Source organism: Streptomyces sp. NBC_01515 (genome assembly GCF_045040345.1).
Taxonomy (GTDB): Bacteria; Actinomycetota; Actinomycetes; order Streptomycetales; family Streptomycetaceae; genus Streptomyces.
On the sequence record NZ_CP109416.1, the window covers coordinates 9,958,192 to 9,983,773 of the forward strand.

The following is a 25,582-nucleotide window of genomic DNA, read 5'->3' on the forward strand; positions in this document are numbered from 1 at the left end:
TGGGGCGGAGTTGAAGAAGATTTCACCCGAGCCCCGAACCCGGACCCCTGAACTCCGGGGCTCACCAGAGTTGCCGAGTTCGCCCAACCACCGTTCCACCAGCCCCCGTTCACCCCACTCGTCCTCGGAGGCCAGAACGATGACCCGGATCCACCCCCACCCCCACGCGCACCCCACCCGGCGCACCCTCCTCGGCGGCGCCGCCCTGACCGCCCTCGCCGTGACAACCGGTACCGGCACGGCAAGCGCCAACCCGCCCACTGCCCCGGCCGGTTGGCCGACGGAGTTCGCGCTGCCCAACGGCTTCCTCCCCGAGGGCATAGCCATCGGCAGCAGGCCGTACGCCTACCTGGGCTCCCGGGCGAACGGCGCCATCCACCGCACCGACCTGCGCACCGGCGAGGGCGAGATCCTGTCCGAGGGCGCCACCGGCCTGGTGTCGGTCGGGCTGAAGCTTGACCACGACGGCCTGTTGTACGTCGCGGGCAGCACCGGGGTCGCGCGAGTCGTCGACTCACGCACCGGTGACGTACTGACGACCTATCAACTCACGCCCAGTACCGGCCACTTCATCAACGACGTCACGCTCCTCGGCGATCGCGCCTGGTTCACCGACTCGCTCGATGCCGTGCTCTACGGTGTTCCCCGCGGCCGTGCGGGCGAGGTCACCGCCCTCCCGCTCACCGGCGACTGGGTGCAGACGCCCGGCGTGAACAACGCGAACGGCATCGTGGGCACCCCGGACGGGCACGGCCTCATCGTGGTGAGCAGCACCCCCGGCAAGCTCTACAACGTGTCCCTCAGGACCGGCCACGCCACCGAGATCGCCTTGAGCGGGGCGTCGGACGTGGCCAACGGGGACGGGCTGTTCCGGATCGGGCGGACGCTGTACGTCGTCCAGAACCGGCTGAACCGGGTCGGCGTGTTCGACCTCGATGCCAAGGTCACCACCGCGACCCTGCGCCGTACGGTCACCGACCCGCGCTTCGACGTCCCGACGACCGCCGCCCGCTTCGGCAACCGGCTCTATCTCGTCAACGCCCGCTTCACCAGCCCGCAGACGCCGGACACGACGTTCACCGCTGTCGCCGTGTCGATCTGAGGGGACAGCGGGCGGGGCCCAGGAGACGCGCAACGGGGCCCCGCCCATGGGTAGTTCGTGCCTCAGCGGTTCGGTGCAGGGTCAACCGCCGCTGTGACGGCGGCTGTTGGCGTCCCGGAGGCGGTGGCGTTCCCTCCCGTCACCGGGGCCGCCGTAGACGAGGAAGCCTGTCGCGGGCGGCGCAGCAACAGCACGCAGACCAGGGCTGCGAGGAGGGTCAGCGAGGCGGCCACCACCAGGCACAGGCGCATGCCGTCCAGGAAGGAGTCGCTCAGGGCGGCCAGGGCCCGACCGGTGTCCGGGCCGAGGTTCAGGTGGGCGACGGCGCTGAGGCCGTCCGCGTCGGCGGTCGAGACGATGTTCTGCCGCGTCGCGCCCGTCACTCCGGCGTCGGTGAGGTGGCCGGGCAGGGTGTCGAGGGCCTTGGTGGTGAGCAGGGTGCCCAGGACGGCCGGGCCGAGCGCGCCGCCGACCTGGCGGAACGCGTTGTTTCCGGCCGCGGCCATCCCCGCCTGGTGATACGGCACGGAGGCCACGGCGGTCGCGGTCATCGGTGTCATGACGGTCCCGATGCCCAGGCCGAGCAGCGCCAGCCGCCAGGCGATGGACGCGAACGAGGTGTCGGCGTCGACACCGGTCAGTGAGAACAGCGCGCCGGAGATGAGCAGCAGACCACCGGTGATCAGGACGCGCGGGGTGACCCGGTGCATCAGCCGGCCGACCGGCTGGCCGACCACGATCGCCGCCCCGGTGACCATGAGCAGCCGCAACGCCGCCTGAAGCGTGTCGAGTTGCTGCACCAGGCCGAAGTAGAGGCTGAGCAGGAAGAAGAATCCGATCAGTGCGAGGAAGGTGATCATCGCGACCAGCGTGGTGGCGGTGAACGCGGGGCTGCGGAACAGTGTCAGGTCCAGCATGGGGCTGTCGCTGCGCCGCTCGGCGAGCACGAACGCGACCCCGCCGACCGCCGCGGTGAACAGCGCCACCATGACCTTGACGTCCGTGAAGGAACCGGCGCCGCCCTCGATCACGCCGTAGACGAGCGCGGTGATGGAGAGGGCGGCGGTGAGCTGGCCGGGCCAGTCCAGCTTGCGTCCGTGCGGGGCCCGGGAGTCGGGCAGCAGGCGGGCGGCGACGCCCAGCGCGATCAGCGGGACGGGGACGGAGACGAGGTAGATCCAGCGCCAGGCGGCGTGGTCGAGGATGACGCCGGCGATCAGCGGGCCGACGGCCAGCGCCGCCATCAGCGCGGTCGCCCACAGGCCGATGAACTTGCCGCGCTCCCGGTGGTCGGGCACCGCGTGGCTGATCAGTGCCAGGGTGGTCGGCAGCAGGGTCGCCGCGCCGAGACCGGCCAACGCCTGGCCGAGCCACAGGACGTGGACCGACTGCGCGGACAGGGCCACGGCCGCACCGGCGGCGGAGAACAACAGGCCGGCCTGGAACACCTTCTTGCGTCCGTGCACATCGCCGAAGACGCCGGCGGTGAGGATGAACGCGGCCATGGGCAGCACGAACGCGTCCTGGACCCAGGCCAGTTGGGAGGTCGACGCGTTCAGCGCTGTCTGGATGGCGGGCAGGCTCACGGCGACCGTGGTCACCGGCAAGTAGGCGACGAAGACGCCGAGGCAGGCCATGACGAGGGTGGCCGCCCGCCGATCGGGCCGCCCGCTCGCCGGGGTCGTGACGTTCACGGGGAACTCTCCTTCTCGAATGCGGTGCCCTCGAACTCGAACAGGCACGCGCCCCAGGATCAGCTCCGCCATGGACAATCTCCAACGCACGGCCGGGAAGCGGCGAGAAACCTCTATGCAATGCCTCGGCGGTGGCACACTTCCCTCATGATTGACGAAGTCGACGGGAAAATCCTCCGCGCGCTGCAGTGCGCGCCACGTGCCTCGTTCCGGCAGATCGGCGAGGTGGCCGGGGTCTCGGAGCAGACCGCCGCCCGTCGCTTCCACGCCCTGCGCCGCTCCGGGGTGATGCGGGTGGTCGGCCTGGTGGACCCCGCCGTCCACGGCGACGCGCGCTGGGTCGCCCGGATCCGCTGCCGCCCCGACCGGGTCGGCCCGCTCGCCGACGCGCTCGCCCGCCGGCCCGACATCGCCTACGCGGGCCTCGCGTCCGGCGGTTCGGAGATCATCTGCGTCATCAGCGCGCCGGTGCACGTGACACGCGACGACGTCCTGCTGCGTCAACTGCCCAAGTCCGCATCGGTACTTGACGTGACCATCGACCTGCTCATCCACCCCTTCGGCACATCAGGACCGAGCGACTGGACGGGCTACGGCGGTCGCCTCACGCCCGAGCAGATCCGTCAACTCGTGGGCGAGCGGCCGGACGTCCCCTCCGGACCGCCCGTACGCCTCACCGACGAGGACACCCCGCTGCTCGACGCCCTCGCGGAGGACGGCCGCGCCACGCACACCCAACTCGCCGACGTCACCGGCTGGTCCACGGCCCGCGTGGCCCGCCGACTGGACGCCCTGGAGAACTCGGGGGCGCTCGCCTACGACGTCGAACTGCTCTCCGCACGCCTCGGGTTCGCGCTCAACGCCACTCTGTGGCTGCGCGTCGCCCCGGCCCGCCTCGAACGCGTCGGCGAGGAACTCGCGGACCACGACGAGGTCGCCTTCGCCGCCGCCGTCAGTGGCGACTCCAACGTCATGGTCGTCGTCATCTGCCGCGACACGGAGCACCTGTACCGGTACCTGACCACCAAGGTCGCCGCCGTCGCGGGCATCGACGGCTACGGCGTGAGCATCCACGTCCACCGCCTCAAGCAGGCCGCGTCACTCATCTCACGCGGGCGACTGGTGCCCCCGGCGTTCGCGTAGGGGGGCCGGAACGCAGCGAGCCGGACCACCCGCGACGGCGGATGATCCGGCTCACAACTGCCGTACGGTGCACGGCACTTCGTAACTGCGGCAGGTCGGCGGTGGCGGGTCAGCGCTTCGTGTAGATGAAGCCGACCTTGTCCAGCTCGTCGCCGGAGCGCCCGTGGAAGCCGGCGATCTGCCAGCCGGACGGGGCGGTGCGGGTCACGCAGTCCGAGGTGGTGGTGCCACCGGCCAGGGTGTTGCCCAGGTTGGTGGTGAACTTGGCGTAGAAGATCCGCGTGGTGTCGTTGTACTTGCTCTCGCACAGGTAGGCCGTCGTCACGTACTCGCCGCTGCCCAGCGTCAGTGAGGACGCGGTGCCGCCCGTGCCGCCATGGGTGAGGGTGGTGCCGTTGGCGAGGGTGATGCCGACCTGGTCGACGCGGGAGCCGGCCCGCAGCGAGATCGTGGTGGCGCGGGCGGCCGCCGGGACACTGTTGATGTCCTGGTAGTAGTCGCCGTGGGGGCCGCCGAACTGGTCGCTGAGCTGGTAGTCCGCGCTCTGCGACCAGGTGAAGCCGACCGTGATCGGGTCGTGGTCGGAGAGCATCAGGCCGTCCGAGGTCAGGAACTTGGCGTGCTCGTTGTTGTACGACGTCGCGTTGAGCGTGACCAGCTTGCTGCTGCGGTAGAGGACCTTGTCCACGACCTCGCAGGTGTTGGGCACGGTGGCCCCGGTCTGGTCGCACACCAGCGCGTCGCTGCCCTTGACCGGCGCGACGCCGCCGCGGATCAACTTGACCCAGGCGTCGGTGAGTCCGTTGGCCGCGCCGAACTCCGCGATGGTGTCGGCGGAACGGGTGTAACGGGTGTTGGTGTCACCCATGACGACGACCGCGTTGCCGGCGGAGTGGGACTGGATGAACGTGGTGAGCTGGCTGAGGTTGTCCGCGCGGGAGGCCTCGTCGCCGTCGTTCGTACCCGCGTTGGTGTGCAGGTTGTAGAAGTCGACGTACACCCCCTCGGACAGCCGCTCCCGCATGAAGGTGAAGCCCTTCGGCGTCAGGCAGTCGCCCGAGTCGATCTGGCAGGAGTTCCAGTGGACGCGCTCGAAGTCGTCGCCGTCCCAGGCGTAGTTGGAGACGGTGTTGAGCCCGCTGCCGATACCCGCGCCGCCGCTGGTCGCGGTGCGGTACGGGTGGGTGTCGGTCGAGTACAGGTAGGCGTGGTAGTTGAAGTCCTCCTGCACGTTCACGATGTCGTACGGGGCGATGCGCGTGCCAATCGCGGTGGTGCTCGTGTCGCGCGGCGTGGAGGCGCTGGACAACGACTCCGGGAGCCCGGCGACGTTGTAGCTGAGCACGCTGAAGCTGCCCGACGTTGCGGCGGCGGCCGGTGTCGCGACGGCCACCGTGAGCCCGCCCAGGGCCGCGGCTGCGGCCGCCAGACAGGCGAGAAGTCTGCGCATGGGGAAGTGCCTCCTGCGGAGTGACAGAGGGGGAGGGTGATGCGGCGAGCATGTCAAAATGTAGCGACAAGCGCTTGCTATGACTCCCCTTCGGCCGCACCGAATCAGGAATTCCGCGTGGCGTCGAGATGGCCAACTCCCCTTGCGTGCCCGTTTGTTGTCGGTGCGGGGGGATACGGTCCATAGTTGGGGGACAGGGCGTCCACATCACCTGAGTCAGTTGCCGGAGAACGGGCGGCGAGGTGGGGGCGGGAACCCGCTCTCTGCCGACCGCCGCCCCTGACCGCTACGGCTGCCGCTACGGCCGCGCCAAGTGCCGCATCGTCAGCGCCAGTTGCAGCCGCAGTCGCCCCTGCGGAGTACGTACCGGCCAGCCCAGGAGGGACTCCGCGTGGGTCAACCGGTCCTGGAGTGTGGAGTGGTGGACATTGATCTCGATGGCCGCCGCGCGCAGGCTGGTCGTGGTGGCGACGGCGTTCAGAGTGGCCAGCAGCCAGGGCGCGTTGGCCGCCGCGGCCTCCACGTCGTGGACGTCGGGCGGTGGTTCGGCACCCGGTGCGACCAGTCCGGCGAGGAGGGCGATGCCGCCCAGCTCGTCGGCGTGCACGATGCGGTGGCCGGGGTCCTGTGCGGTGCCGTCGGCGGTGAAGCGCAGGGCGGTGCGGGCGGCGGCCCAGGAGCGGGGCAGGTCCAGTACGGGAACGGCGGGGCCGATGCCCAGGCGGCCTGCGGGCAACTCGGCGTCCGCGTGCGGTGGTTGAGGGCAGAGGCCGTCCGGGGCTGCCTGCGGATCACTGTCCGACACGGGTCGCGGGCCGGACGTACCCGTCGTCTCCCGTGGCGCGGCGACGACCCGGGGCGGTCCGTCGAGCGGGGCGACGACCCTGGCCCGGGTCGCGGGGTCGGCCGGGTCGAGGCCGAGGCGGCGGGCCGCGTGCAGCCGGGCCGCCTCGGGAGCGGTCGCGTCGAGAAGGGTCTCGACCAACTCCGGGTCGTCGGCGGGAACCCGACCCCGGGTGCGGTCGAGCACGAGCCGTACGGCACCGGCGGCCCGCTCCAGGATCACCGCGTCGACGACACTGGGCGCGGCCTGAGCCGTACGCTCCAGCCAGAGCGCGGAAGCCCCGCCCGGCGTCAGCGCGGCGGACGGCCAGGCAGGATCCGGCGGCGTCGCGCTGTCCCTGCGCGTACCGTCCGCCTCCACCCGCACCCGGACCCGCCGCTCGGCGTCGACCAGCCGCGCGGCACAGCCGGCCAGCACCGCCGCCCCACGCACCAGCGCCTCAAGCCCGGCCCGCGACTCGGCGAGCCGATCGAAGTACCCGATGACCCGCACGGCGGCACCGGCGTCCGGATCCAGCGCGGTCAGGCGCCCGGCCAGCTCTTTCATATGCCTATGGTGCGGCATGCCACCGGCGGAGAGGAGGGACAGGACGCGGGTATCCCGCACGGGCCGTCCCTGGAGGGCGGCGGCTGAGGAGCTTCCCTGGTGTGCCGCTCGTGCACGCAACGCCGTGCGTCACGGCGGCCGTGCTCCCACGCCGCCGTCAGCTCACATGCCCTGCCTGAGCCGCCCGCGCAATCGCCGCCTGCGGCGAGAGGCCTACGAGGCCGCGGAAGCCCCCGGCCAACCCGGAGCCCCGCGGCACACCCCTGTCACCCCAGCCGTACCCCCCTCTCAACCCGCCCCCAACAACCTCCGGAGCCAACTCACATGCGCCGCCCGCGCCGCCTGCGAAACCGCCGCTTGCGGAGCGAACCCGTCGAAGCCGTGGAAGCCGCCCGGCCAGACATGGAGTTCGGCGATGCCGCCCGACTGCCAGAGGCGGGACGCGTACGTGACCACCTCGTCGCGGAAGGTTTCCGCCGAGCCGACGTCCAGGAAGGCCGGGGGGAGACCCGTGAGGTCCTCTGCTCGGGCCGGCGCCGCGTACGGCGATACGTCGGGGGTGCCGCGGCGGTCGCCGAGGAGGGCCGTCCAGCCGGTCTCGTTGGCTGTGCGGTCCCAGACGCCGACGCCGGCCATCTGATGGGCGGACGGGGTGTCGTTGCGGTCGTCGAGCATCGGGCAGAGCAGGAGCTGGCCGACGGGGCGCGGGCCGGCGCGGTCGCGGGTGAGGAGGGCCAGCGCGGCGGACAGACCGCCGCCGGCGCTCGCGCCCATGATGACGATCCGCTCCGGGTCGCCGCCGATCTCCTTCGCGTGCTCCGCCGTCCACAGCAGACCGGCGTACACGTCCTCGATCGGCGCGGGATGAGGGTGTTCGGGCGCCAGCCGGTACTCCACCGACACCACCACCGCGTCCAGTTCGCGTGCGTAGTCCAGCGCTCCGGTCACCCCGACCCGCCGGTCGCCGAGCACCATCCCGCCACCGTGCACGTGATAGATGACGGGCAGCGCCCCCGCCGTGGCCGGTGCGGTCGGACGGCAGATCAGCAGCGAGATCGCGGGCGCGCCTACCGGACCCGGCACCTCCCGGTCCTCGATGTCGAAGGCCCCGCCCATCGTCAGATCCAGCTCGGCGGACTGCGTGATCATCGGGCCCCGGCGGATCTCGTCGATGTCCTCCATCGTCATCCCGGGCGAGATGAACTCTCTGATCAACTCCAGCGCCGCGGCGAGTTCGGGGTCGAACGGGGGCGGGGTGGACGTCATGTGCTTCTCCTGACGCTGGGCGCTGCGGCTCGTACGGCCATACTCCGCGCGTCTGCCCGCGATCCGCCTACCGCCGTCCGGCGGAACCTCCCCGCCGTCCGGCGGGTGCCTTGCCAGGACGTGACCTGTTGTTCACCTTCGGGACGTGGAAGGGATCATCCGTGCCAACAACGATGTCAAGATCCCATATGCACCAGGAGCACCACCCGTGAACATCTCCCTGACCGTCTGGCTGCTGACGATCGCCGCCCTGTGCGCCCTCGTCGGCGTCGACTTCCTCATCGGCCGCAAACCGCACGACGTGTCCATCAAGGAAGCCGGCGTCTGGACCGTCGTCTGGGTCGTCCTGGCCTGCCTGTTCGGACTCGGACTGCTGGTCTACGGCGGGAGCGGGCCGACCGGGGAGTTCTTCGCCGGGTACATCACCGAGAAGTCGCTGAGCGTCGACAACCTCTTCGTCTTCGTGCTGATCATGGGCAAGTTCGCGGTGCCGTCCCAGTACCAGCAACGGGTGCTCATGGTCGGCGTCCTCGTCGCCCTGGTGCTGCGCGCCGGCTTCATCGCGGCCGGCGCCGCGATCATCTCCACGTTCTCCTGGGTGTTCTACCTCTTCGGCGCGTTCCTGATCTGGACCGCCTGGAAGCTCGTCCAGGACGCCCGCAAGGGCCACGGGAACGACGAGAACGACGAGTACGAGGAGAGCAAGCTCCTCAAGATCGCCGAACGCCGCTTCGGCGTGGCCGACCGTTACCACGGCACCAAGCTGTTCATCCGGGAGAACGGCAAGCGGATCATGACGCCGATGCTGGTCGTGATGCTCGCCATCGGCTCCACCGACGTGCTCTTCGCGCTCGACTCCATCCCCGCGATCTACGGCCTCACCCAGGACCCGTACATCGTCTTCACCGCCAACGCCTTCGCCCTGATGGGCCTGCGCCAGCTGTACTTCCTGATCGGCGGCCTGCTCAAGAAACTCGTCCACCTCAGCTACGGCCTGTCGATCATCCTCGGCTTCATCGGCGTCAAACTCGTGCTGCACGCCCTGCACGAGTCCGGCGTGCACGTCCCGCAGATCTCCATCCCCTTCTCCCTCGGCTTCATCGTGCTGGTCCTCGCGGTGACGACGTTCACCAGCCTGCGCGCCACGAGGACGCAAAGCGCTTGACTTCGAGAGCGCTCGAAGACCTACCGTCACGAGGGACGGTGAAGGTCCGGGTGGACCGCGAAGTGCACTGAGAAGTGGACCGTGAAAGGGAGTCGGGCATGCGGGTCGGCGTACACATCAACCGGTTCAACCATCCCGGAGGGCCGGCGTCGGTCGGGCCCGAGCTGGCCGCCGCGGGCGCCGCGGCCGAGGCGGCGGGCGTCAGCTGGCTCTCGGTGATGGACCACTACTTCCAGATGGAGTTCAACGGCGGCGCCGAGGACGACATGCTGGAGGCCTACACGACCCTGGGCTATCTCGCGGGCCGCACGTCCACGGTCCAACTGGGCGCGCTGGTCACGGGAGTGACGTACCGTCAGCCCGGACTCCTCGCGAAGATCGCGACCACGCTCGACGTCCTGTCCGGCGGCCGGGCCACGCTCGGCATCGGGGCGGCCTGGTACGACCGCGAGCACCACGGTCTCGGCGTGCCGTACCCGCCGGTCGCGGAGCGGTTCGAGCGGCTGGAGGAGACCCTGCGGATCTGTCTGCAGATGTGGGACCCGGAGACGAACGGCCCCTTCGAGGGCAAGCACTACCGGCTCGCCGAGACCCTGTGCGTCCCCGCGCCGATCAGCAGCCCGCACCCCGAGATCATGATCGGCGGCGGCGGGGAGAAGAAGACCCTCCGGCTGGTCGCCCAGTACGCCGACGCGTGCAACCTGATCGTGTCGACGCCGGACGAACTGCGGCACAAGCTCGACGTGCTGCGCGGTCACTGCGACAACCTGGGGCGCGACTACGACCGTATCCGCAAGACGATCGTCCACACCGGGGAGTCGGTCACCACGGGCGACCTCGACGCGTTCCTGCGGGAGATCGACGGCTTCACGAAGCTCGGCGTCGACACGGTGATCCTGGGCCCGCGCACGGGCGAACCGGTCGAGTGGATCGAGCGGTTCGTGGCACCGGCGGTGCCGCGCCTGGCCGAACTGGACTGACCGGAGCGGCCGTTGGGACACGAAGGGGCCGGAGTCCATATGGACTCCGGCCCCTTCGGCGGTGCGGCGGGGTGCCTGGATCAGGCGGCGACGATCTCGCCCGCGTGGCCCTTGAGCTGGGAGAGGACCTCGGTCAGCTGGGCGACGACCTCGGCGTCCTCGGACGGGTGGGTCTCGGCGAAGCGGGTCACGGAACCGGGGATCGAGAGCTTGATCTCCTCGATCACCTTGCCGCCGGCGATGCCCACGGCCTTGCGGGCCTCGTCCTGCGCCCACACGCCGCCGAACTGGCCGTATGCGGTGCCGACCACGACGACCGGCTTGCCGCCGAAGCCGCTGGCGCCGTAGGGGCGGGACAGCCAGTCGATGGCGTTCTTCAGGACGGCCGGGATGGTGCCGTTGTACTCGGGGGAGAAGAAGAGGAACGCGTCGGCGGATCCGGCGGCCGCGCGGAGCTTGGCGGCGGCGGCCGGAACGTCGCCCTCGACGTCGATGTCCTCGTTGTAGAACGGGATCTCGGCGAGACCCTCGAAGATCTCGATGTCGGAGCCCTCGGGCGCGAACTTCACGGCGGCCTCGGCGAGCTGGCGGTTGTGCGAGCCGGCACGCAGGCTGCCGACGAGCGCGAGGATACGAACAGACATGGGGGACTCCAAGGGGGGCTGAAACACTGCTGTAACGATCCGGACCGAGGTCCGTTTAAAAGTTGTACCAGGCTAAGCGGACCGCGGTCCAGTTCTGTTCCCAGTGCTTTACGCTGTCTTCATGTCCAGCGCCCTGCCGCCCTTTCCGAAGCCCGAGGAGTCGATAGGCGAACCCCAGTTGCTGGAGGTCCGCTCCTACGCCGACGAGCCCTGCCTGCGTGCCGACGCGGCCCGCAACCGCGCCAAGCTGCTGGAGGCCGCCGCCCGGCTGATCGCCGAGCACGGGGTGGCCGGTGTGACCATGGAGGCGGTGGCCGCCGCCGCCCAGGTCGGCAAAGGAACCGTCTTCCGCCGCTTCGGCGACCGCACCGGCCTGTTGATGGCGCTGCTCGACCACTCCGCGCAGACGCTCCAGGCCGACTTCCTCGGCGGCCCGCCCCCGCTGGGCCCCGGAGCCCCGCCGGTCGAGCGGCTGCGGGCCTTCGGTGTCGCTGTGCTGTACCGCCATGCCGAGCAACTGGACCTGCAGATGGCCGCGCAGCCGGAGGCCGCCCGCCGGTTCGCCCACTCCGCGCTCCGGGCCCTGCGCACCCACGTCACGATGCTGCTGCGGCAGATCCTCCCGGACGCCGACTACGAGCTGCTGTCCCAGACGCTCATGGCGTATCTGGACCCGGCCCTGATCCACCATCTGACCCGGCAGTGCGGGATGCCCATGGAGCGGCTGGAGGCGGGCTGGATCGACCTCGTCGCGCGAGTGACCCGCACCGAATCGCCCTGCTGAACTCCCTTGCCGCGCCCGGCTCAGCCGCCCATGCCGGCGAAGAAGTCGAGCATGCCCTGCGGGGCGTCCTCGCCGAACATCAGGATCCCGTTCGCCGCGGACTCCGCCGCCGACTCATCGCTGCGCGGGAACAGCTTCTCCTCGTAGGCGGCCAGCGCGGCCTCGGTGTCGCCCGGGTGCGCGGCCAGCGCCTTGCCCAGTTCGGCCCCGTCGAACATGGCCAGGTTGGCGCCCACACCCGCGAACGGCGACATCAGATGGGCCGCGTCGCCGAGCAGCGTCACCCCGGGGATCCGCTCCCAGCGGTGCCCGGTCGGCAGGGCGTGGATGTGCCGCGGGGTCAGCGGCCCGTCCGCGTCGGCGAGCAGCGCCCGCAGGCTCTTGTCCCAGTCCGCGAAGTGCCCCAGGGTGTACGCCTTCCCCGCCTCGGTGTCCGTGAAGTCGACGCCGTCGAACGCGTCCTCGGGGACCGCCAGCGCCACGTAGATGTGCAGGCTGCCGTCGGTCTCGCGGTGGGCCAGGAAGCCCTTGCCCGCGCCGAGCGCCATCATCATTCCGCCGCCGACGACCTCGGCGCTCACGGGATGCCGTACGTCGGCGTCCGGCAGGTCCACCTCGACGAACGAGATGCCGACGTACGCGGGCTTCGCGTCCGAGAGCAGGGGCCGCACCCTGGACCAGGCGCCGTCCGCGCCGATCAGCAGATCGGTGGTGAAGGAGGTGCCGTCCGCGAGTGTCACCTCGTGCCGGCCGCCGTCGAGCGGTCGGGCGCCGGTGACCTTCGCGCCCCAGCGGACGGTGCCCGCGGGCAGCGAGCCGAGCAGCAGGTCGCGCAGCTGGCCGCGGTCCACCTCGGGGCGCCCGCCGGTGCCGTCGTCGGGGTCGTCCACGAGGACCGTGCCGGTTTTGTCGAGGACACGGGTGCTCTCGCCGCCCGGGTGGACCAGCGCGCGGAACTCCTCGTACAGGCCCGCCGCGCGCAGTGCCGGCTGGCCCGAGTCCTCGTGGATGTCGAGCATGCCGCCCTGGGTGCGGGCGGCGGGGGAGGCGTCCAGGTCGAGGACGGCGGCCTCGACGCCGTTGACGTGCAGGACCCGGGCGAGCGTGAGCCCGCCGAGTCCGCCGCCGACGATCGCGATGGGGTGATGGGGGGTGCTCATGGTGGCCTCCTTGAAGTGGGCGGTAAACAGGGTCAGTTGGGAACGGCGGTCCGCTCGATCCCGTTGATCAGCGCCTGGAACCGCCAGGACAGGCGGGCCGTCGGCGCTCCGGCGAGCAGGTCGCCGGAGCGTGCCGCGATGTGCGGGTGGGTCCGGTCGGACACGGTGCGTACGGCGTCGGTCAGGGTGTCCCAGTCGTCCCGGGCGGTGTCGTCGCCCGAGTGCTCGGCGGCCGTCGCGGTGGCCTGCTGGAGCAGCAGGTCCACGCCCCACGCGGCCTGTGCCGGTGGGACGCCGCCCTCGTCGAGCAGGGCCAGCAGGGTCTCGATCAGGTTCAGGTAGTGCGGGCCGCTGGGCCAGGCCGTCAGCGCCGAACGGGCGAGACTCGGGTGCTCGAAGAGCATCGCGGTGTACGCCGTGAGCACCTGCTCGACCCGCTCGCGCCAGGACCCCTCGGCGGGCGCCGGCCCGATCGTGCCGAGCAGCTCGTCCAGGACCGCCGCGTGCAGCTCCGCGGTGTTGCGGACGTACACGTACAACGAGGCCGGACCGGTGTCGAGGTCCTGGGCCAGCCGCCGCATGGTGACCTTCTTCAGACCTTCCGCACGCAGCACCGCGACGGCGGCGGCGACGATGCCCTCCCTGCTCAGGGCGGGTTTCGCCGGGCGGTCACGGCGGCTGCGCGGGGTGTCGGGGCGAGCTGTCATGTCTCTACGGTAACGAACATGTTCGCTCCGAACAAGTTCGTGACGAACATGTTCGTAAAATACCGGACCATGCTGCTCTCGTGACGGCCGTTCCCCCGCCGCACTCCTCGGCCCCGGCTTCTGCCAAGATGCCGTACGTCATGGTGCAGATACCGAAAACGCCCGCAGCTCCGTCGCCCGCAGCGCGCTCCGTGCCCACGAGCGCCGATGTGGCCCGCCTGGCCGGCGTCTCTCGCGCGACCGTCTCCTACGTCCTCAACAACACCAGTGCCGTACGGATCAGCGAACCCACCCGGCGCCGCGTGCACGAGGCCGCCAAGGAACTCGGGTACGTCCCGCACGCGGCGGCCCGCAGTCTGCGCGCCGGGCACAGCCGCATGGTGCTGATGCCGGCGCCGACCATGCCGGTGGGACTCCTCTACAGCCAGTTCATCAACGAGCTCCAGTGGGCGCTCAGCCGCCTCGACTACACGGTCGTGCAGCACGGGTCCGTCGGCCTGCGCGGCGACGAGGCCGCCCGCGCCTGGGCCGAACTGCGCCCGGTCGCCGTCCTGGTGCCCGGCGCCGGGCTCGGCCCGCAGGGTGTCGAGGTCCTCAAGCGCTCCGGTGCGCGGGCCGTCCTCACCCTCGGCCCCGAGAAGGTCGAGGGCGCGCACGCCCTGCTCCTGGACCACGAGGGCGTCGGCCACTGCGCCGGTGCGCATCTGTACGGCCGCGGCCGGCGCCGGATCGGCGTGGTCGTGCCCGAGGAACCCGGCATGGGGGTCTTCTCCCGGCCCCGCGTCGAGGGGGTCCGCCGCGCCCTGCTCGGCACGGACGCCACGGTGACCGAACTCCCGCTCGCCTACAGCGAGGAGAGCGCCGCCCGGACCGCCGCCCGCTGGCGCGCCCTCGGCCTCGACGCGGTGTTCACGTACAACGACGAGTACGCGATGCTGCTGATGCGCGCCCTCCAGGACGAGGGCATCCGCATCCCCGAGGACACGGCCGTGATCGGCGCCGACGACCTGATGATCGGCCGCCTGCTGCGCCCGCGCCTGAGCACCGTCCACATCCAACTGCCGTCCGGCCACGAACTGGCCGAGCTGGTCGACACCGCGGTCCGCGAACCGGGCGGGGTACCGGGCACACACGAACTCCTCGGCGCGTCGGTGGTACACCGCGACTCCAGCTGACCCGGGTCGGGGAACCGCGCCCGGGGCGAATCGGCCGTACACGACCGGGGACTGTCCGGCGGAGCGGGTCGGAGGGAAACGGCGGTGCCTGATCAGCACTGGTGAGCGGGGTGTGGTGTGCGTGCTGCCAGGCAGTGAGGGCAAGCGTGCGGCGAGGCGGTCGGCCCACGGGGGCGGTAGCGTGAGTCGACCGACTGCATCGCGCCCTCCTGGAGCGTCCCGGCAGGTTCGCCCGAGGCGTTCCGCTCGATCCGCTCGGTGACCGAGGCCGGGGTGATCCGGCCGTACATGACCAGGGACTGTCCGGCGGGGCAGGTCGAAGGGGAGTGGCGGTGCCTGATCGGCGCCGGTGAGTGGCGTGTCGGGAGTGCGGCTGGAAGGCGGCGACGGCGTCGGGGCGATTGGGCTCCTTGATCGGGCGCGGCCGAGAGCGGGGGAGTCGGTGACCGCGTCCGTCCCAAGGTCGGCGACCGCGCCCGGGGCGAATCGGCCGTAGGCGACTAGGATGTTGCGTGCTCAACCAGATGGGGATGCGTGCGGACGCCGGACGCGGCTCGCAGGTCTGTGCCGGATCGCCGTATCCCGTCGCGCGGTCGCCCAACGGGCCGCGAAGACACGGGACTTGCGCTGCCCGGGTGGGTCCCGCCGGTGATGGATCGGAGAACCGCCATGACTCTGCTCGACCCCAAGACCTGGCAGCCCCGCGCCCTCTCGGGCCCCGAGTACCCGGTCACCGAGCCCGCCACCGGCGACACGCTCGGTACCGTCACGCTCGCCGCCGCCGAGGACATACGGCCGGCCGTCCAGGCGGCCCGGACCGCGCAGGCCGAGTGGGCGCGTGTCCCGCACTTCGTCCGCGCCGGTGTGCTGCGCAGGGCCGGTGACCTGTTCGCCGCGCACGCCGAGGAGTTGCGCGAGTGGATCGTGCGGGAGTCCGGGTCGATCCCCGGCAAGGCGGACTTCGAACTGCATGTCGCCGCCCAGGAGTGCTACGAGGCCGCCGCGCTCGCCTCCCGTCCCGCCGGGCAGGTGCTCCCCACGGAGGCGCCCCGGCTGTCGTACACGCGGCGCATCCCGGTCGGGGTCGTCGGCGTGATCGCGCCGTTCAACGCCCCGCTGATCCTCTCCATCCGCTCGGTCGCCCCGGCCCTCGCACTCGGCAACGGGGTCGTCCTGAAGCCGGACCCGCGCACGGCGGTCTGCGGGGGACTGTCGCTCGCGGCGGTCTTCGCGGAGGCGGGCCTGCCCGAGGAACTGTTCCAAGTACTGCCCGGTGGCGCCGACGTCGGGGCCGCGCTGGTCGCCGACCCGCAGGTGCCCGTGATCTCCTTCACCGGCTCAACTGCCGCCGGGCGCGCGGTCGGTGAGGCGGCGGGGCGTCATCTCAAGCGCGCGCACCTGGAGTTGGGCGGGAACTCGGCCCTGATCGTGCTGGCGGACGCAGACCTGGACGCGGTGATATCGACGGCGGCCTGGGGTTCGTTCTTCCACCAGGGCCAGATCTGCATGACGACCGGCCGCCATCTCGTCCACGAGTCGCTGTACGAGGAGTACGTCGAACGGCTCGCCGCCAAAGCCGACTTGCTGGCCGTGGGCGACCCGCATCGCGCGCAGGTGCACCTCGGGCCGATCATCGACGGCGCCCAACTGGCCAAGATCCACGGCCTTGTCGAGGCCAGCACGGCAACTGGCGCCAGGCTGGCGGCCGGTGGCACCCACGAGGACCTCTTCTACCGGCCCACCGTCCTCGCCGACGTAAATGACGACACCCCCGCCTACGCGGAGGAGGTCTTCGGCCCGGTCGCGCCGGTACGGTCCTTCGCCACCCCCGACGAGGCGGCGGCGCTGGCCGCGACGGGACCGTACGGCCTGTCGCTCGGGATCGTCACGCGCGACAGCGCCCGCGGCCTGGACCTGGCCGAACGCATCCCCACCGGGATCGTCCACATCAACGACCAGACCGTGAACGACGAGGCCGTGGCCCCCTTCGGCGGGGTCGCCGCGTCCGGCACCGGCGCCCGCTTCGGCGGCGAGGCCAACCTGGAGGCCTTCACCGACGTGCGCTGGACGACGGTGCGCGGGGACGTGGCGTCGTACCCCTTCTAGGACTGACGAAGAGGCTTGGACCCAGTACTGACGAAGAGGCTTACTGGCCGTTCTGCTCGGCCTGCTCCTGCTGCTCGGCGACGGACTTGCGGACCTCGTCCATGTCGAGCTTGCGGGCCTGGCCGATGACGTCGGTCAGGGCGGCCTCCGGCAGGGCGCCGGGCTGGGCGAACACGGCGACGCGGTCACGGACGATCATCAGCGTGGGGATCGACTGGATGCCGAAGGCCTGCGCCAGCTCGGGCTGGGCCTCGGTGTCGATCTTGCCGAAGACGAGGTCCGGGTTCTCGTCGGCCGCCTTCTCGTAGACCGGGGCGAACTGACGGCACGGCCCGCACCAGGACGCCCAGAAGTCGATCAGGACGAAGTCGTTGTCCGTGACCGTCTGGTCGAAGTTCTCCTTGGTGAGCTCCACGGTGCTGCTCATGACGTGATTCCCTCTTCCTCGATGTGGGGGCGAAGCCGTCCCGGACAACACGGTCGTCCGGTCCCGTATTCCGCGCCCCTACCCGTGTGGCCTCAGCGCACACCACCCAGCAGACTGGCCCCATGACGGAAACGGAATCCATCGCGTACGACGTCGTGGTGCTCGGGGCCGGGCCCGTGGGGGAGAACGTCGCCGACCGCACCCGTGCGGCCGGTCTCTCCACCGCGATCGTGGAGAGCGAACTGGTCGGCGGCGAGTGCTCGTACTGGGCGTGCATGCCCAGCAAGGCCCTGCTGCGCCCGGTCATCGCCCGCGCCGACGCCCGCCGCGTGCCCGGCCTCGGCCACCTCGTCCAAGGCCCCCTCGACACCGCCGCGGTGCTCGCCCATCGCGACTACGAGGCCTCGGGCTGGAAGGACGACGGCCAGGTCCAGTGGCTCGACGGCATCGCCGCCGACCTCTACCGCGGCCAGGGCCGCCTCGACGGCCCCCGCAGGGTGACGGTGACGGGCCCCGACGGCGTCCGGCACGTCCTCACGGCCCGGCATGCCGTGGCGGTCTGCACCGGCACCCGCGCCCTTCTGCCGGACATGCCCGGACTCGACGAGATCAAGCCGTGGACCAGCCGCGAGGCCACCAGCGCCAAGGCCGCGCCCGGCCGGCTCATCGTGGTCGGCGGCGGGGTCGTCGCCGTCGAGATGGCCACCGCCTGGCAGGCCCTCGGCTCCCGCGTCACCCTCCTCGTGCGCGGCAAGGGCCTCCTGCCCCGCATGGAGCCCTTCGCCGGCGAACTGGTCGCCGACGCGCTCACCGAGGCCGGCGTCGACGTGCGCACGGGTACGTCCGTCGCGTTCGTGACCCGCGAGAACGGCACCGTCATGGCCTCCATCGAAGGCGGCGACCGCATCGAGGCCGACGAGATCCTCTTCGCCACCGGACGCGCCCCGCAGACCGACGACATCGGCCTCGACACGATCGGCCTGGCACCGGGCTCCTGGCTGACGGTGGACGACACCCTGCGCGTCCCGGACAGCGACTGGCTGTACGCGGTCGGCGACGTCAACCACCGCGCCCTCCTCACCCACCAGGGCAAGTACCAGGCCCGTATCGCGGGCGCCGCGATCGCCGCCCGCGCCGAGGGCGTCCCCCTCCTTGAGACCGACCCGTGGGGCGCCCACTCGGCCACCGCCGACCACGACGCGGTGCCCCAGGTCGTCTTCACCGACCCGGAGGCCGCGTCCGTCGGCCTCTCCCTCGCCGAGGCCGAACAGGCCGGCCACCGCGTCCGCGCGGTCGACGTCGAGTTCTCCTCGGTCGCCGGCGCCGGCCTCTACGCCGACGGCTACCGAGGCCGCGCCCGCATGATCGTCGACCTCGACGAGGAGATCCTGCGCGGCGTGACGTTCGTGGGCCCCGGCGTGGGCGAACTGATCCACTCGGCCACGATCGCCGTCGCCGGCCAGGTCCCGATCAACCGCCTGTGGCACGCGGTCCCGTCGTACCCGACGATCAGCGAGGTGTGGTTGCGATTGCTGGAGGCGTACCGCGGCTGAACACACCTGACGCCCATGGGTAGTTGAGCCGATTCCCTACGGCAGCTCGAAGCCGAGCGCAGCCGATGCCGCTTCCGGTGTCGGCTGCGCCCAGCGCTCCGCCATCGCCTCGTTGGACGACAGCGAGCGCAGCTCGGCCCGGTCCAGGTAGAGCAGGCCGTCGAGGTGGTCCGTCTCGTGCTGGACGATCCGCGCGGGCCACCCGGTGAAGACCTCGTCCACCGCCCGCCCGTGCTCGTCCTGCCCGGTCAGCCGCACCGAGGCGTGCCGCGCGACCACGGCCTGCCAGCCCGGCACACTCAGACACCCCTCGAAGAACGCGGCCCGGCCGTCACCGACGGGCTCGTACGACGGATTGACCAGCACCCGGAACGGCTGCGGCACCCGCCCGCGCGCCACCCGCACCTCGTCCGGCACCGGAGCCGGATCCTCGATCACCGCGATCCGCAGCCCCACCCCGACCTGCGGCGCCGCGACACCCACCCCGGGTGCCTCGTGCATGGTCAGGCGCAACGCCTCGACGAACCGGGCCAGCAGCGCGGGCTCCAACTGCCCGTCGAACGGCTCGATTCCGCGCCTGAGCACCGGGTCACCGGCCGAGACGATGGGCAACGGGCCGTCGGCGGCGAGGAGTTCCTCGACCTGCTCGGCCAGGGGTACGCGATCACTGGGATGTGCCATCGCGCCAGGATGCCACGACCCCCGGCGCCATCTGATGTGACCCACGCCATACATATCCCCGGGAACTCACGGCCCGCACGCCCCGACTACTGGACCACTACGGCCACGACACATCACCCGCCCGATTCCGCGCCCCCGTCCCCTCCTCCTCGCCCCCGGAGAAACCTGCCCATGTCCACCGCTCCCTCGACCACCACGGCCGAGGCCCCGCAAGAGCCCACCCCGGCACCGTCCCCCAGCCGCTGGGCCCCGCTGCGCCCCCTCGTCCTGCGTCTGCACTTCTACGCCGGAGTGCTCGTCGCCCCGTTCCTGCTCGTCGCCGCCACCACCGGCTTCCTGTACGCCGGTGCCTTCCAGGCCGAACGGATCGTGTACGCCCACGAGTTGACCGTCCCGGTCGGCGACCGCGAACTGCCCATCTCGCAGCAGGTGACCGCCGCCCGCAAGGCGCACCCCGAAGGCACGGTCTCGGCGGTACGACCCTCCCCGGAGGCGGGCGCCACCACCCGCGTGATGCTCTCCGGCGTCAAGGGCATAGCCGCCGACCACACCCTCGCGGTGTTCGTCGACCCGTACACCGGAAAGGTCCGCGGCGCGCTCGAACAGTACGGCTCGACCGGCGCGCTCCCGCTGCGCACCTGGATCGACGAACTCCACCGCGATCTCCAACTCGGCGAAACCGGCCGCCTGTACAGCGAGTTCGCCGCGAGCTGGCTGTGGGTCATCGCGGGCGGCGGCCTGGTGCTGTGGTTCTCCCGCCGCCGCGCTCTGCGCAAGGTGCGCGGCACGAGCGGCCGGCGCCGCACCCTCGGCCTGCACGGCACGGTGGGCGTCTGGACCGCCGCGGGCTTCATCTTCCTGTCGGCGACCGGACTGACCTGGTCGACCTACGCGGGCGCCAACATCGACCAACTCCGCACCTCCCTGGGCCAGTCGACCCCCTCGGTATCGGCAGCGGCGAGCGGCGAGCACGCGGGCCACGGAGGCTCCACCGCGACCGGCGACGCCCAACACGGCGTAGGACTCGACAAGATCCTCGCCGCCGCACGCGCCGAAGGTCTCGGCAACCCCGTCGAGATCGTTCCGCCCGCCGACGCCAAGTCCGCGTACGTCGTCCGACAGGTCCAACGCAGCTGGCCCGAGAAACAGGACGCCGTCGCCGTCGACCCCGCCACCGGCAAGGTGACCGACGAACTCCGGTTCGCGGACTACCCGTTGCTCGCCAAACTGACCCGCTGGGGCATCGACCTGCACACCGGAGTCCTCTTCGGCCTCGTCAACCAGATAGCCCTGATGCTGCTCGCGGGCTCGCTGATCCTGCTGATCGTGTGGGGCTACCGGATGTGGTGGCAGCGCGGCCGGGGTTCGTCCTTCGGCCGCCCGATCCCGCGCGGAGCCTGGGCCCAGATGTCCCCGCTGCTCCTCGTCCCGTGCCTGGCGGTTATCGCCGTACTCGGTTACTTCGTACCGCTGTTGGGGATTCCGCTGGCCGCGTTCATCGCCGTGGACGTGGTGCTGGGCGAGGTCGCGCACCGGCGAGGGCAGCGGACGTACGCGAAGTAGCGACGCACGCGTAGGGGCCCGGTTCCCCACGGGAACCGGGCCCCATCTCTGCTTGTACTCTTCCGCGTCTCAGACCTGCTCGAAGTCACCCGCGAGCGCCGAGGCGATCCGCAGGTGCGAGCCGGCCTCCTCGTGCCGCCCCTGGCGCTCCAGCGTGCGGCCCAGCATCAGCCGCGCGTAGTGCTCCACCGGGTCACGCTCCACGAGGACGCGCAACTCGGCCTCCGCGCGCCGCAGTTGGGCCGAGTGGTAGTAGGAGCGCGCCAGCAGCAGGCGCGGCCCGGTCTGCTCGGGCACCTCCTCGACCAGCCCGCCCAACACCCGCGCCGCCGCGGCGTAGTCCTTGGCGTCGAAGAACATCTGCGCGCGCTCCCAGCGCTCCGCCGGTGTCCCGTGGTCGTAGTACGTCATGTCCACTTGACCTCCTTCGATCTGCCACAACGGCCGGTGTTGGTTGAATATTCCACTACCTTCCGGTGCTGGCCAGCTCCGCGTTCGCCCGCTCGGCGACCAGGCTCAGCACGCGTCCGGCGGCCAGGAGGTCCGTCTCGGGGATGCCGCCCCAGATGCGGGCGCTCGCCGCGCTCGTCTCCTGCACGATCCGTTCGTACAGGGCCCGGCCCGTGTCCGTGATCCGCACCTCGGACGCGTCCGTCGCGACGAGTCCGGCCGCGATCAGTTCGTCGATGGTGTCCTGTACGGAGTCCTCGCCGGACTTCAGGGCCGCGACGGTGTCCGCGGTGAGCTGTCCGCGGTCGACCGGCCCGGCGGCGAGGGCGAGCGGCCGCAGGACGATCTGCTGCTGGAAGCCGAGGTCGTGGCGGGTGAGGACGCGCTCCAGAACGGCGCGGGCGGCGTAGTGGGCCAGGCCGAGCGCGCGGGCGTCCGCGGGGGGCGTGGTGGTGGTCATGACTGCTCCTTCTCGTGCTCACTCGCGGGGACAGGTGCAAGGGGTGTGTCGAGCAGGGTCGTCAGGTCCCGGCTGAACTCCCGGGCCCGGGCGCTGTCGAGACCGCCGAGCGGCTCCAGCAACTGCTCCAGGAGCCCGTGCACGACCTTGATCGCCCGCCGGGTCACCTCGCGACCCTGTTCGGTGAGGGCGAGTTGGACCGCGCGGGGGTCCCGGGGGTCCCGGGTGCGCTCGACGAGGCCGGCAGACTCCAGGGCGCGGGCCAGCTTCGAGACGTAGAGGGCTTCGAGTCCGGTGTGGTCGGCGAGGTGACGCTGGCTGGGGCGCAGCCCGGAGCGCTGCATGCCGTACAGCGACGCCATCAGGGAGTACTGCGCATGGGTCAGTCCCAGGGGTGCCACCGCGCGGTCGACCGCCACGCGCCACTTCATCGACAGTCGCCAGACCAGGAAACCGGGCGTCGCGCCCTCGGATGCCGTACTCATGGCCGATACGGTACGTAGCTATTATGTCTATGGCTACTATTTTTCGGGCGGGGGCGGCAGGAGGAGGGCGGGGGAGGCTGCGGGTGAAGGGGCTTACAGGCCTGGCCGGTGAGGAGCCCGCGGACTGACGGAACGGCCTCGGCGGGACTAGGTTGTCGCCATGAGCAATCTTGATCGCGAAGCGGTTCCGGCCCTGTGCGGCGGCCGCGGTTTCGTGGTGGCGGAGCCCGTCCGTGAACTCCTCAGCCCGCGCCGGGTGCAGCTCGGCGAGTCCACCGAAGTCCGCCGACTGCTGCCCAACCTGGGCCGCCGTATGGTCGGCGCGTGGTGCTTCGTGGATCACTACGGTCCTGACGACATCGCCGACGAGCCGGGGATGCAGGTGCCCCCGCACCCCCACATGGGCCTGCAGACGGTGAGCTGGCTGCACGAGGGCGAGGTGCTGCACCGCGACTCGACCGGCAGCGTCGCGACGATCCGCCCGCGCGAACTGGGCCTCATGACCTCCGGCCGCGCGATCAGCCATGCCGAGCAGAGCCCCAAGACGCATGCCCGCTTCCTGCACGGCGCGCAGCTCTGGGTCGCCCTCCCCGACAGCGACCGTCACGTCGAGCCGCACTTCGAGCACCACGCCGAACTGCCGGTCGTCACGGCGCCGGGCCTGCGCGCCACGATCGTCCTCGGCGATGTCGACGGCGCGGCCTCTCCCGGCACGACGTACACCCCGATCGTCGGCGCGGACCTGGCCTTGGCGGCCGGAGCGGACGTACGCCTGCCGCTGGAACCGGACTTCGAGTACGCCGTCCTCGCCATGTCCGGCGAGGCCCACGTCGACGGCGTCCCGGTCCTCCCGGGCTCCATGCTCTACCTCGGCTGCGGCCGCACCGAACTCCCGCTGCGCGCCGCGGCGGACGCGGGGCTGATGCTGCTGGGAGGCGAGCCGTTCGACGAAGAACTGATCATGTTCTGGAACTGGATCGGCCGCACCCAGGAGGAGATCCAGCAGGCCCGTGAGGACTGGATGACAGGGTCTCGGTTCGGCGAGGTGAAGGGGTACGACGGGGATCCGTTGTCGGCTCCTGAACTGCCTCCGGTGGGGTTGAAGCCGCGGGGGAGGGTGCGCTGACCTGCTGAGATATGCTGATGAGGTTGACCAGGGCGGGGGTGCGCGCACTTCCGTCTTCGTTGCCCTGGCGGCGCCGGAGGTTGCGCGAGAGCCGGGGCTTGAGGGGTCGGCGTGGGCGAGGCGTCGATTCCGTGATGTGGCTGTGCGTGGGTGGCTGTGGCAGTCCGCTTGCTGACTTCCTGATGGCGTGTCAGTAGTTGGCTGCAACTGGTGGGCGGACTTCGGTGGCGCCCGGTGCTGTGAGTTGCCATCTCGGGACCGGTGCATCGGGGGTTTCTTGGGGGTGCTCCTGGTTGGTCCGATCGGGGATGGCGTCTGGGCGTCTCGCGATTGGCAGGTACTGACAAGACGCGAGAACGGTGATGCCTTGGCTTGGTAGTCCTTGGTGTCCGCTTTCGATGTTGTGCACCAGCAGGTTCTTGGTCTGTTGGTGGCGCACACCCAATAGCTCGTTGACCTGCGGAAACATTGGAACGTGAGGTCTGAGTGGTGGAGTTGGCCCGTGTATGGTCCGGATCTTGGGTGTGGGAGGCGACTGTCGGCCTCAGCTCCTGCCGCAGTGCTTCGTCGCTCAGGGCCGATTGGTAAGCACGGCCGTCACGGGCAATATGGAGTACGGCCCGAATAGCCACGGTCAGGGTTTTGCCCACGGTGGTCGTCGCACCGGACTCGGAAGCGCTCCGGGATCGGTGGAGGCTCGGGTGATGTTGGAGCGCTTCACGCCAAACAAGCAGGCCAGTACATCGTGGGTGGTCTTGTGGCGGAGATGGACGAGGGTGGCCAGGAACCCGTCGATGAAGACCAGCCGGTGCTTCGCGCCGGCGCTCACGGCACGCCTCCGCGTCCGGCAGGCAAACCCGTGTGGAGGCGCACACGCCACAACGGTCGGACCTCGGCGACGAGTTCGGCAATCCCATCGGGCGTCAGGCCCGTGATCCGCTGGTTGCTGATGACCGCTGCACGAGTCGCGTTCCCCACCATGCAACCATGATCAACGGTCAAGGACTCGACGCCTCGCCGCCAACCATGCACGCGCTCGCTAGGTTCCGAAGACTCGTGGTCGAGTCCGGGGTACCGTCGATGTACCCCTTGTCTCCAGGCCAGTTGGTGGGGACCGTACCGCGGATGCCGCCGAAGAACAGCTACTGGCAGCGGGTGACGGTCAGGTGTCACCCGGCACTGCTTCATCGCAGGTCACGAGCAGGCGTAAACAGTTACCCCAGAAACACCCCAGTGACCTGGCGCCGTAAGTTGATCTGGTGGACGAAGACTGGTTCGAAGTAGATGACGATGTGAACGACCGGCATCAGCAATTAGTGGCTGTTGTGCGGGAATCGGCATGCTTCTGGCCGGAATGCCCGTCCAGTGCGACCTCAGTGCTCGTAAGTGAGCCGGACGAGGTCGGCGGAGCACGCCAGAGCGGCGTCGCTGGTGAGCGTGACCTCTATGACACCGCGATCGGCGAAGCACTGGCCCGCGGAGATCAGGTGCTGCTGCTGGTCGTCGACCTTCTTGACCTGGAGAGCAACCGCGTATTCGGGACCTTGGGCGCGACCGTCGCCGGCGACCGACTCTTCTGCAGCCAGCGGCACGACACCACCTATCGGCCACAGCCCAGCGACGACGTGGAAGCGCTGGAGGCGACCGGACCTCTGACGGAGCTCGGCAGGATCGCCTCTGAGTGGTTCGACGAGATCGTGCGCCGCCCCGTCATCGGTCCCGTAGGCCACGGCGCATGGTCCTTCGTAGCCCCGGGTACCGTACTTCCCCCTCGGTACCGCTGGGTCCGCAACGGTCCCGGCGCCAAGTAGGCAGGCTCGGCAGCACCCGTCGTGGCCGATTGAGAAAGGCCGAGGGCGGCGCCCTGACGGACGCCGCCCCCAAGCGAGGAGCCGGACTTACTCGGCTGGACCGGGCTGTCCGGTGACAGCCGTCATTCGTCCTCTGCGCCCATGGCGAATCCCTCGGCAAGGCCTTCCGCGTCGGCTTCCGCCATATCCTCGGCCTCGGCCGAATCCGCCATTTGTTCGGAGTAGAAACGGCCGCCCTTGGCCATCCGGGCGCCGGAGGC

Annotated in this window: 25 protein-coding genes; 11 read left to right on the forward strand and 14 right to left on the reverse strand. The window is 70.8% G+C overall.

Features of this window, described 5'->3' with window-relative positions:
- Positions 1–139 precede the first annotated feature (139 nt).
- The gene (locus tag OG407_RS43990; RefSeq protein ID WP_405866242.1) at positions 140–1,102 is read left to right on the forward strand and encodes an SMP-30/gluconolactonase/LRE family protein; all 963 of its coding nucleotides are present in this window, start codon (positions 140–142) and stop codon (positions 1,100–1,102) included.
- Positions 1,103–1,164: 62 nt separating this feature from the next.
- Here the strand turns inward: OG407_RS43990 and OG407_RS43995 are convergent, their stop codons facing one another.
- Entirely contained in the window at positions 1,165–2,796 is a 1,632-nt protein-coding gene (locus OG407_RS43995) for an MFS transporter (protein ID WP_405866244.1), read from the reverse strand.
- 147 nt (positions 2,797–2,943) lie between these two features.
- Here OG407_RS43995 and OG407_RS44000 point away from each other — a divergent pair, with 147 nt between their 5' ends.
- Positions 2,944–3,939 carry an Lrp/AsnC family transcriptional regulator gene (locus OG407_RS44000; RefSeq protein WP_405866246.1) on the forward strand — a complete coding sequence of 332 codons (996 nt, stop codon included), beginning with the start codon at positions 2,944–2,946 and terminating at the stop codon, positions 3,937–3,939.
- A gap of 109 nt (positions 3,940–4,048) precedes the next feature.
- Here the strand turns inward: OG407_RS44000 and OG407_RS44005 are convergent, their stop codons facing one another.
- From OG407_RS44005 to OG407_RS44015, 3 genes are all read right to left on the reverse strand, one after another.
- Positions 4,049–5,389, reverse strand: coding sequence for a jacalin-like lectin (locus OG407_RS44005; protein WP_405866248.1), 1,341 nt, complete (start codon positions 5,387–5,389; stop codon positions 4,049–4,051).
- A 298-nt stretch (positions 5,390–5,687) separates the two neighbouring features.
- Positions 5,688–6,779 (reverse strand): helix-turn-helix domain-containing protein, encoded by a 1,092-nt coding sequence (locus tag OG407_RS44010; protein WP_405866250.1) that lies wholly within the window; start codon positions 6,777–6,779, stop codon positions 5,688–5,690.
- 288 nt (positions 6,780–7,067) lie between these two features.
- Positions 7,068–8,045: an alpha/beta hydrolase gene (locus tag OG407_RS44015; RefSeq protein WP_405866252.1), complete on the reverse strand. Its 978-nt coding sequence runs from the start codon at positions 8,043–8,045 to the stop codon at positions 7,068–7,070.
- Positions 8,046–8,253: 208 nt separating this feature from the next.
- Between OG407_RS44015 and OG407_RS44020 the strand changes: the two genes are divergently transcribed.
- Together OG407_RS44020 and OG407_RS44025 are read left to right on the forward strand one after the other, a co-directional pair.
- Positions 8,254–9,210 carry a TerC family protein gene (locus OG407_RS44020; RefSeq protein ID WP_405866254.1) on the forward strand — a complete coding sequence of 319 codons (957 nt, stop codon included), beginning with the start codon at positions 8,254–8,256 and terminating at the stop codon, positions 9,208–9,210.
- A gap of 98 nt (positions 9,211–9,308) precedes the next feature.
- Positions 9,309–10,190, forward strand: coding sequence for an LLM class F420-dependent oxidoreductase (locus tag OG407_RS44025; RefSeq protein ID WP_405866256.1), 882 nt, complete (start codon positions 9,309–9,311; stop codon positions 10,188–10,190).
- A gap of 80 nt (positions 10,191–10,270) precedes the next feature.
- Here OG407_RS44025 and OG407_RS44030 read toward each other — a convergent pair whose 3' ends face one another.
- On the reverse strand, positions 10,271–10,834 hold the full coding sequence (locus OG407_RS44030) for an NADPH-dependent FMN reductase (protein WP_405866258.1): 564 nt from the start codon (positions 10,832–10,834) through the stop codon (positions 10,271–10,273).
- A 103-nt stretch (positions 10,835–10,937) separates the two neighbouring features.
- Here OG407_RS44030 and OG407_RS44035 point away from each other — a divergent pair, with 103 nt between their 5' ends.
- A complete protein-coding gene (locus OG407_RS44035) occupies positions 10,938–11,618 on the forward strand; it encodes a TetR/AcrR family transcriptional regulator (protein WP_405866260.1) in 681 nt (226 codons plus the stop codon).
- A 20-nt stretch (positions 11,619–11,638) separates the two neighbouring features.
- On the opposite strand, the gene OG407_RS44040 is transcribed toward OG407_RS44035, so the two are convergent.
- Entirely contained in the window at positions 11,639–12,778 is a 1,140-nt protein-coding gene (locus OG407_RS44040; RefSeq protein WP_405866262.1) for an FAD-dependent oxidoreductase, read from the reverse strand.
- Positions 12,779–12,810: 32 nt separating this feature from the next.
- Positions 12,811–13,485, reverse strand: a complete 675-nt coding sequence (locus OG407_RS44045) for a TetR/AcrR family transcriptional regulator (RefSeq protein ID WP_405866264.1) — start codon at positions 13,483–13,485, stop codon at positions 12,811–12,813.
- Positions 13,486–13,625: 140 nt separating this feature from the next.
- Between OG407_RS44045 and OG407_RS44050 the strand changes: the two genes are divergently transcribed.
- The gene (locus OG407_RS44050) at positions 13,626–14,660 is read left to right on the forward strand and encodes a LacI family DNA-binding transcriptional regulator (RefSeq protein WP_405868914.1); all 1,035 of its coding nucleotides are present in this window, start codon (positions 13,626–13,628) and stop codon (positions 14,658–14,660) included.
- Between the two features lie 669 nt (positions 14,661–15,329).
- A complete protein-coding gene (locus OG407_RS44055; RefSeq protein ID WP_405866266.1) occupies positions 15,330–16,766 on the forward strand; it encodes a benzaldehyde dehydrogenase in 1,437 nt (478 codons plus the stop codon).
- Between the two features lie 40 nt (positions 16,767–16,806).
- On the opposite strand, the gene trxA is transcribed toward OG407_RS44055, so the two are convergent.
- Positions 16,807–17,193 (reverse strand): thioredoxin, encoded by a 387-nt coding sequence (gene trxA, locus OG407_RS44060; RefSeq protein ID WP_033278987.1) that lies wholly within the window; start codon positions 17,191–17,193, stop codon positions 16,807–16,809.
- A 122-nt stretch (positions 17,194–17,315) separates the two neighbouring features.
- Between trxA and OG407_RS44065 the strand changes: the two genes are divergently transcribed.
- Complete coding sequence (locus OG407_RS44065; RefSeq protein WP_405866268.1) at positions 17,316–18,746, forward strand: dihydrolipoyl dehydrogenase family protein; 1,431 nt, start codon at positions 17,316–17,318, stop codon at positions 18,744–18,746.
- Between the two features lie 36 nt (positions 18,747–18,782).
- Here OG407_RS44065 and OG407_RS44070 read toward each other — a convergent pair whose 3' ends face one another.
- On the reverse strand, positions 18,783–19,427 hold the full coding sequence (locus OG407_RS44070; RefSeq protein WP_405866270.1) for a peptide deformylase: 645 nt from the start codon (positions 19,425–19,427) through the stop codon (positions 18,783–18,785).
- Positions 19,428–19,598: 171 nt separating this feature from the next.
- On the opposite strand from OG407_RS44070, the gene OG407_RS44075 reads away from it, so the two are divergent.
- Positions 19,599–20,990 (forward strand): PepSY-associated TM helix domain-containing protein, encoded by a 1,392-nt coding sequence (locus OG407_RS44075; RefSeq protein WP_405866272.1) that lies wholly within the window; start codon positions 19,599–19,601, stop codon positions 20,988–20,990.
- Positions 20,991–21,059: 69 nt separating this feature from the next.
- On the opposite strand, the gene OG407_RS44080 is transcribed toward OG407_RS44075, so the two are convergent.
- Genes OG407_RS44080 through OG407_RS44090 form a run of 3 tightly spaced genes read right to left on the reverse strand, consistent with a single transcriptional unit; the run spans position 21,060 to position 22,385 of the window.
- A complete protein-coding gene (locus OG407_RS44080) occupies positions 21,060–21,407 on the reverse strand; it encodes a tetratricopeptide repeat protein (protein ID WP_033278983.1) in 348 nt (115 codons plus the stop codon).
- Positions 21,408–21,456: 49 nt separating this feature from the next.
- Entirely contained in the window at positions 21,457–21,900 is a 444-nt protein-coding gene (locus tag OG407_RS44085) for a MarR family winged helix-turn-helix transcriptional regulator (protein WP_405866275.1), read from the reverse strand.
- Positions 21,897–22,385, reverse strand: coding sequence for a MarR family winged helix-turn-helix transcriptional regulator (locus OG407_RS44090; RefSeq protein ID WP_405866277.1), 489 nt, complete (start codon positions 22,383–22,385; stop codon positions 21,897–21,899). The genes OG407_RS44085 and OG407_RS44090 overlap by 4 nt, the downstream gene beginning before the upstream one ends.
- A 160-nt stretch (positions 22,386–22,545) precedes the next feature.
- On the opposite strand from OG407_RS44090, the gene OG407_RS44095 reads away from it, so the two are divergent.
- Positions 22,546–23,511: a pirin family protein gene (locus OG407_RS44095; RefSeq protein WP_405866279.1), complete on the forward strand. Its 966-nt coding sequence runs from the start codon at positions 22,546–22,548 to the stop codon at positions 23,509–23,511.
- A gap of 634 nt (positions 23,512–24,145) precedes the next feature.
- Here the strand turns inward: OG407_RS44095 and OG407_RS44100 are convergent.
- Complete coding sequence (locus tag OG407_RS44100) at positions 24,146–24,340, reverse strand: transposase family protein (RefSeq protein ID WP_405866281.1); 195 nt, start codon at positions 24,338–24,340, stop codon at positions 24,146–24,148.
- A 430-nt stretch (positions 24,341–24,770) separates the two neighbouring features.
- Here OG407_RS44100 and OG407_RS44105 point away from each other — a divergent pair, with 430 nt between their 5' ends.
- Positions 24,771–25,322, forward strand: coding sequence for a hypothetical protein (locus OG407_RS44105; RefSeq protein WP_405866283.1), 552 nt, complete (start codon positions 24,771–24,773; stop codon positions 25,320–25,322).
- A gap of 122 nt (positions 25,323–25,444) precedes the next feature.
- On the opposite strand, the gene OG407_RS44110 is transcribed toward OG407_RS44105, so the two are convergent.
- Complete coding sequence (locus OG407_RS44110; RefSeq protein ID WP_405869008.1) at positions 25,445–25,567, reverse strand: hypothetical protein; 123 nt, start codon at positions 25,565–25,567, stop codon at positions 25,445–25,447.
- Positions 25,568–25,582: the final 15 nt, after the last annotated feature.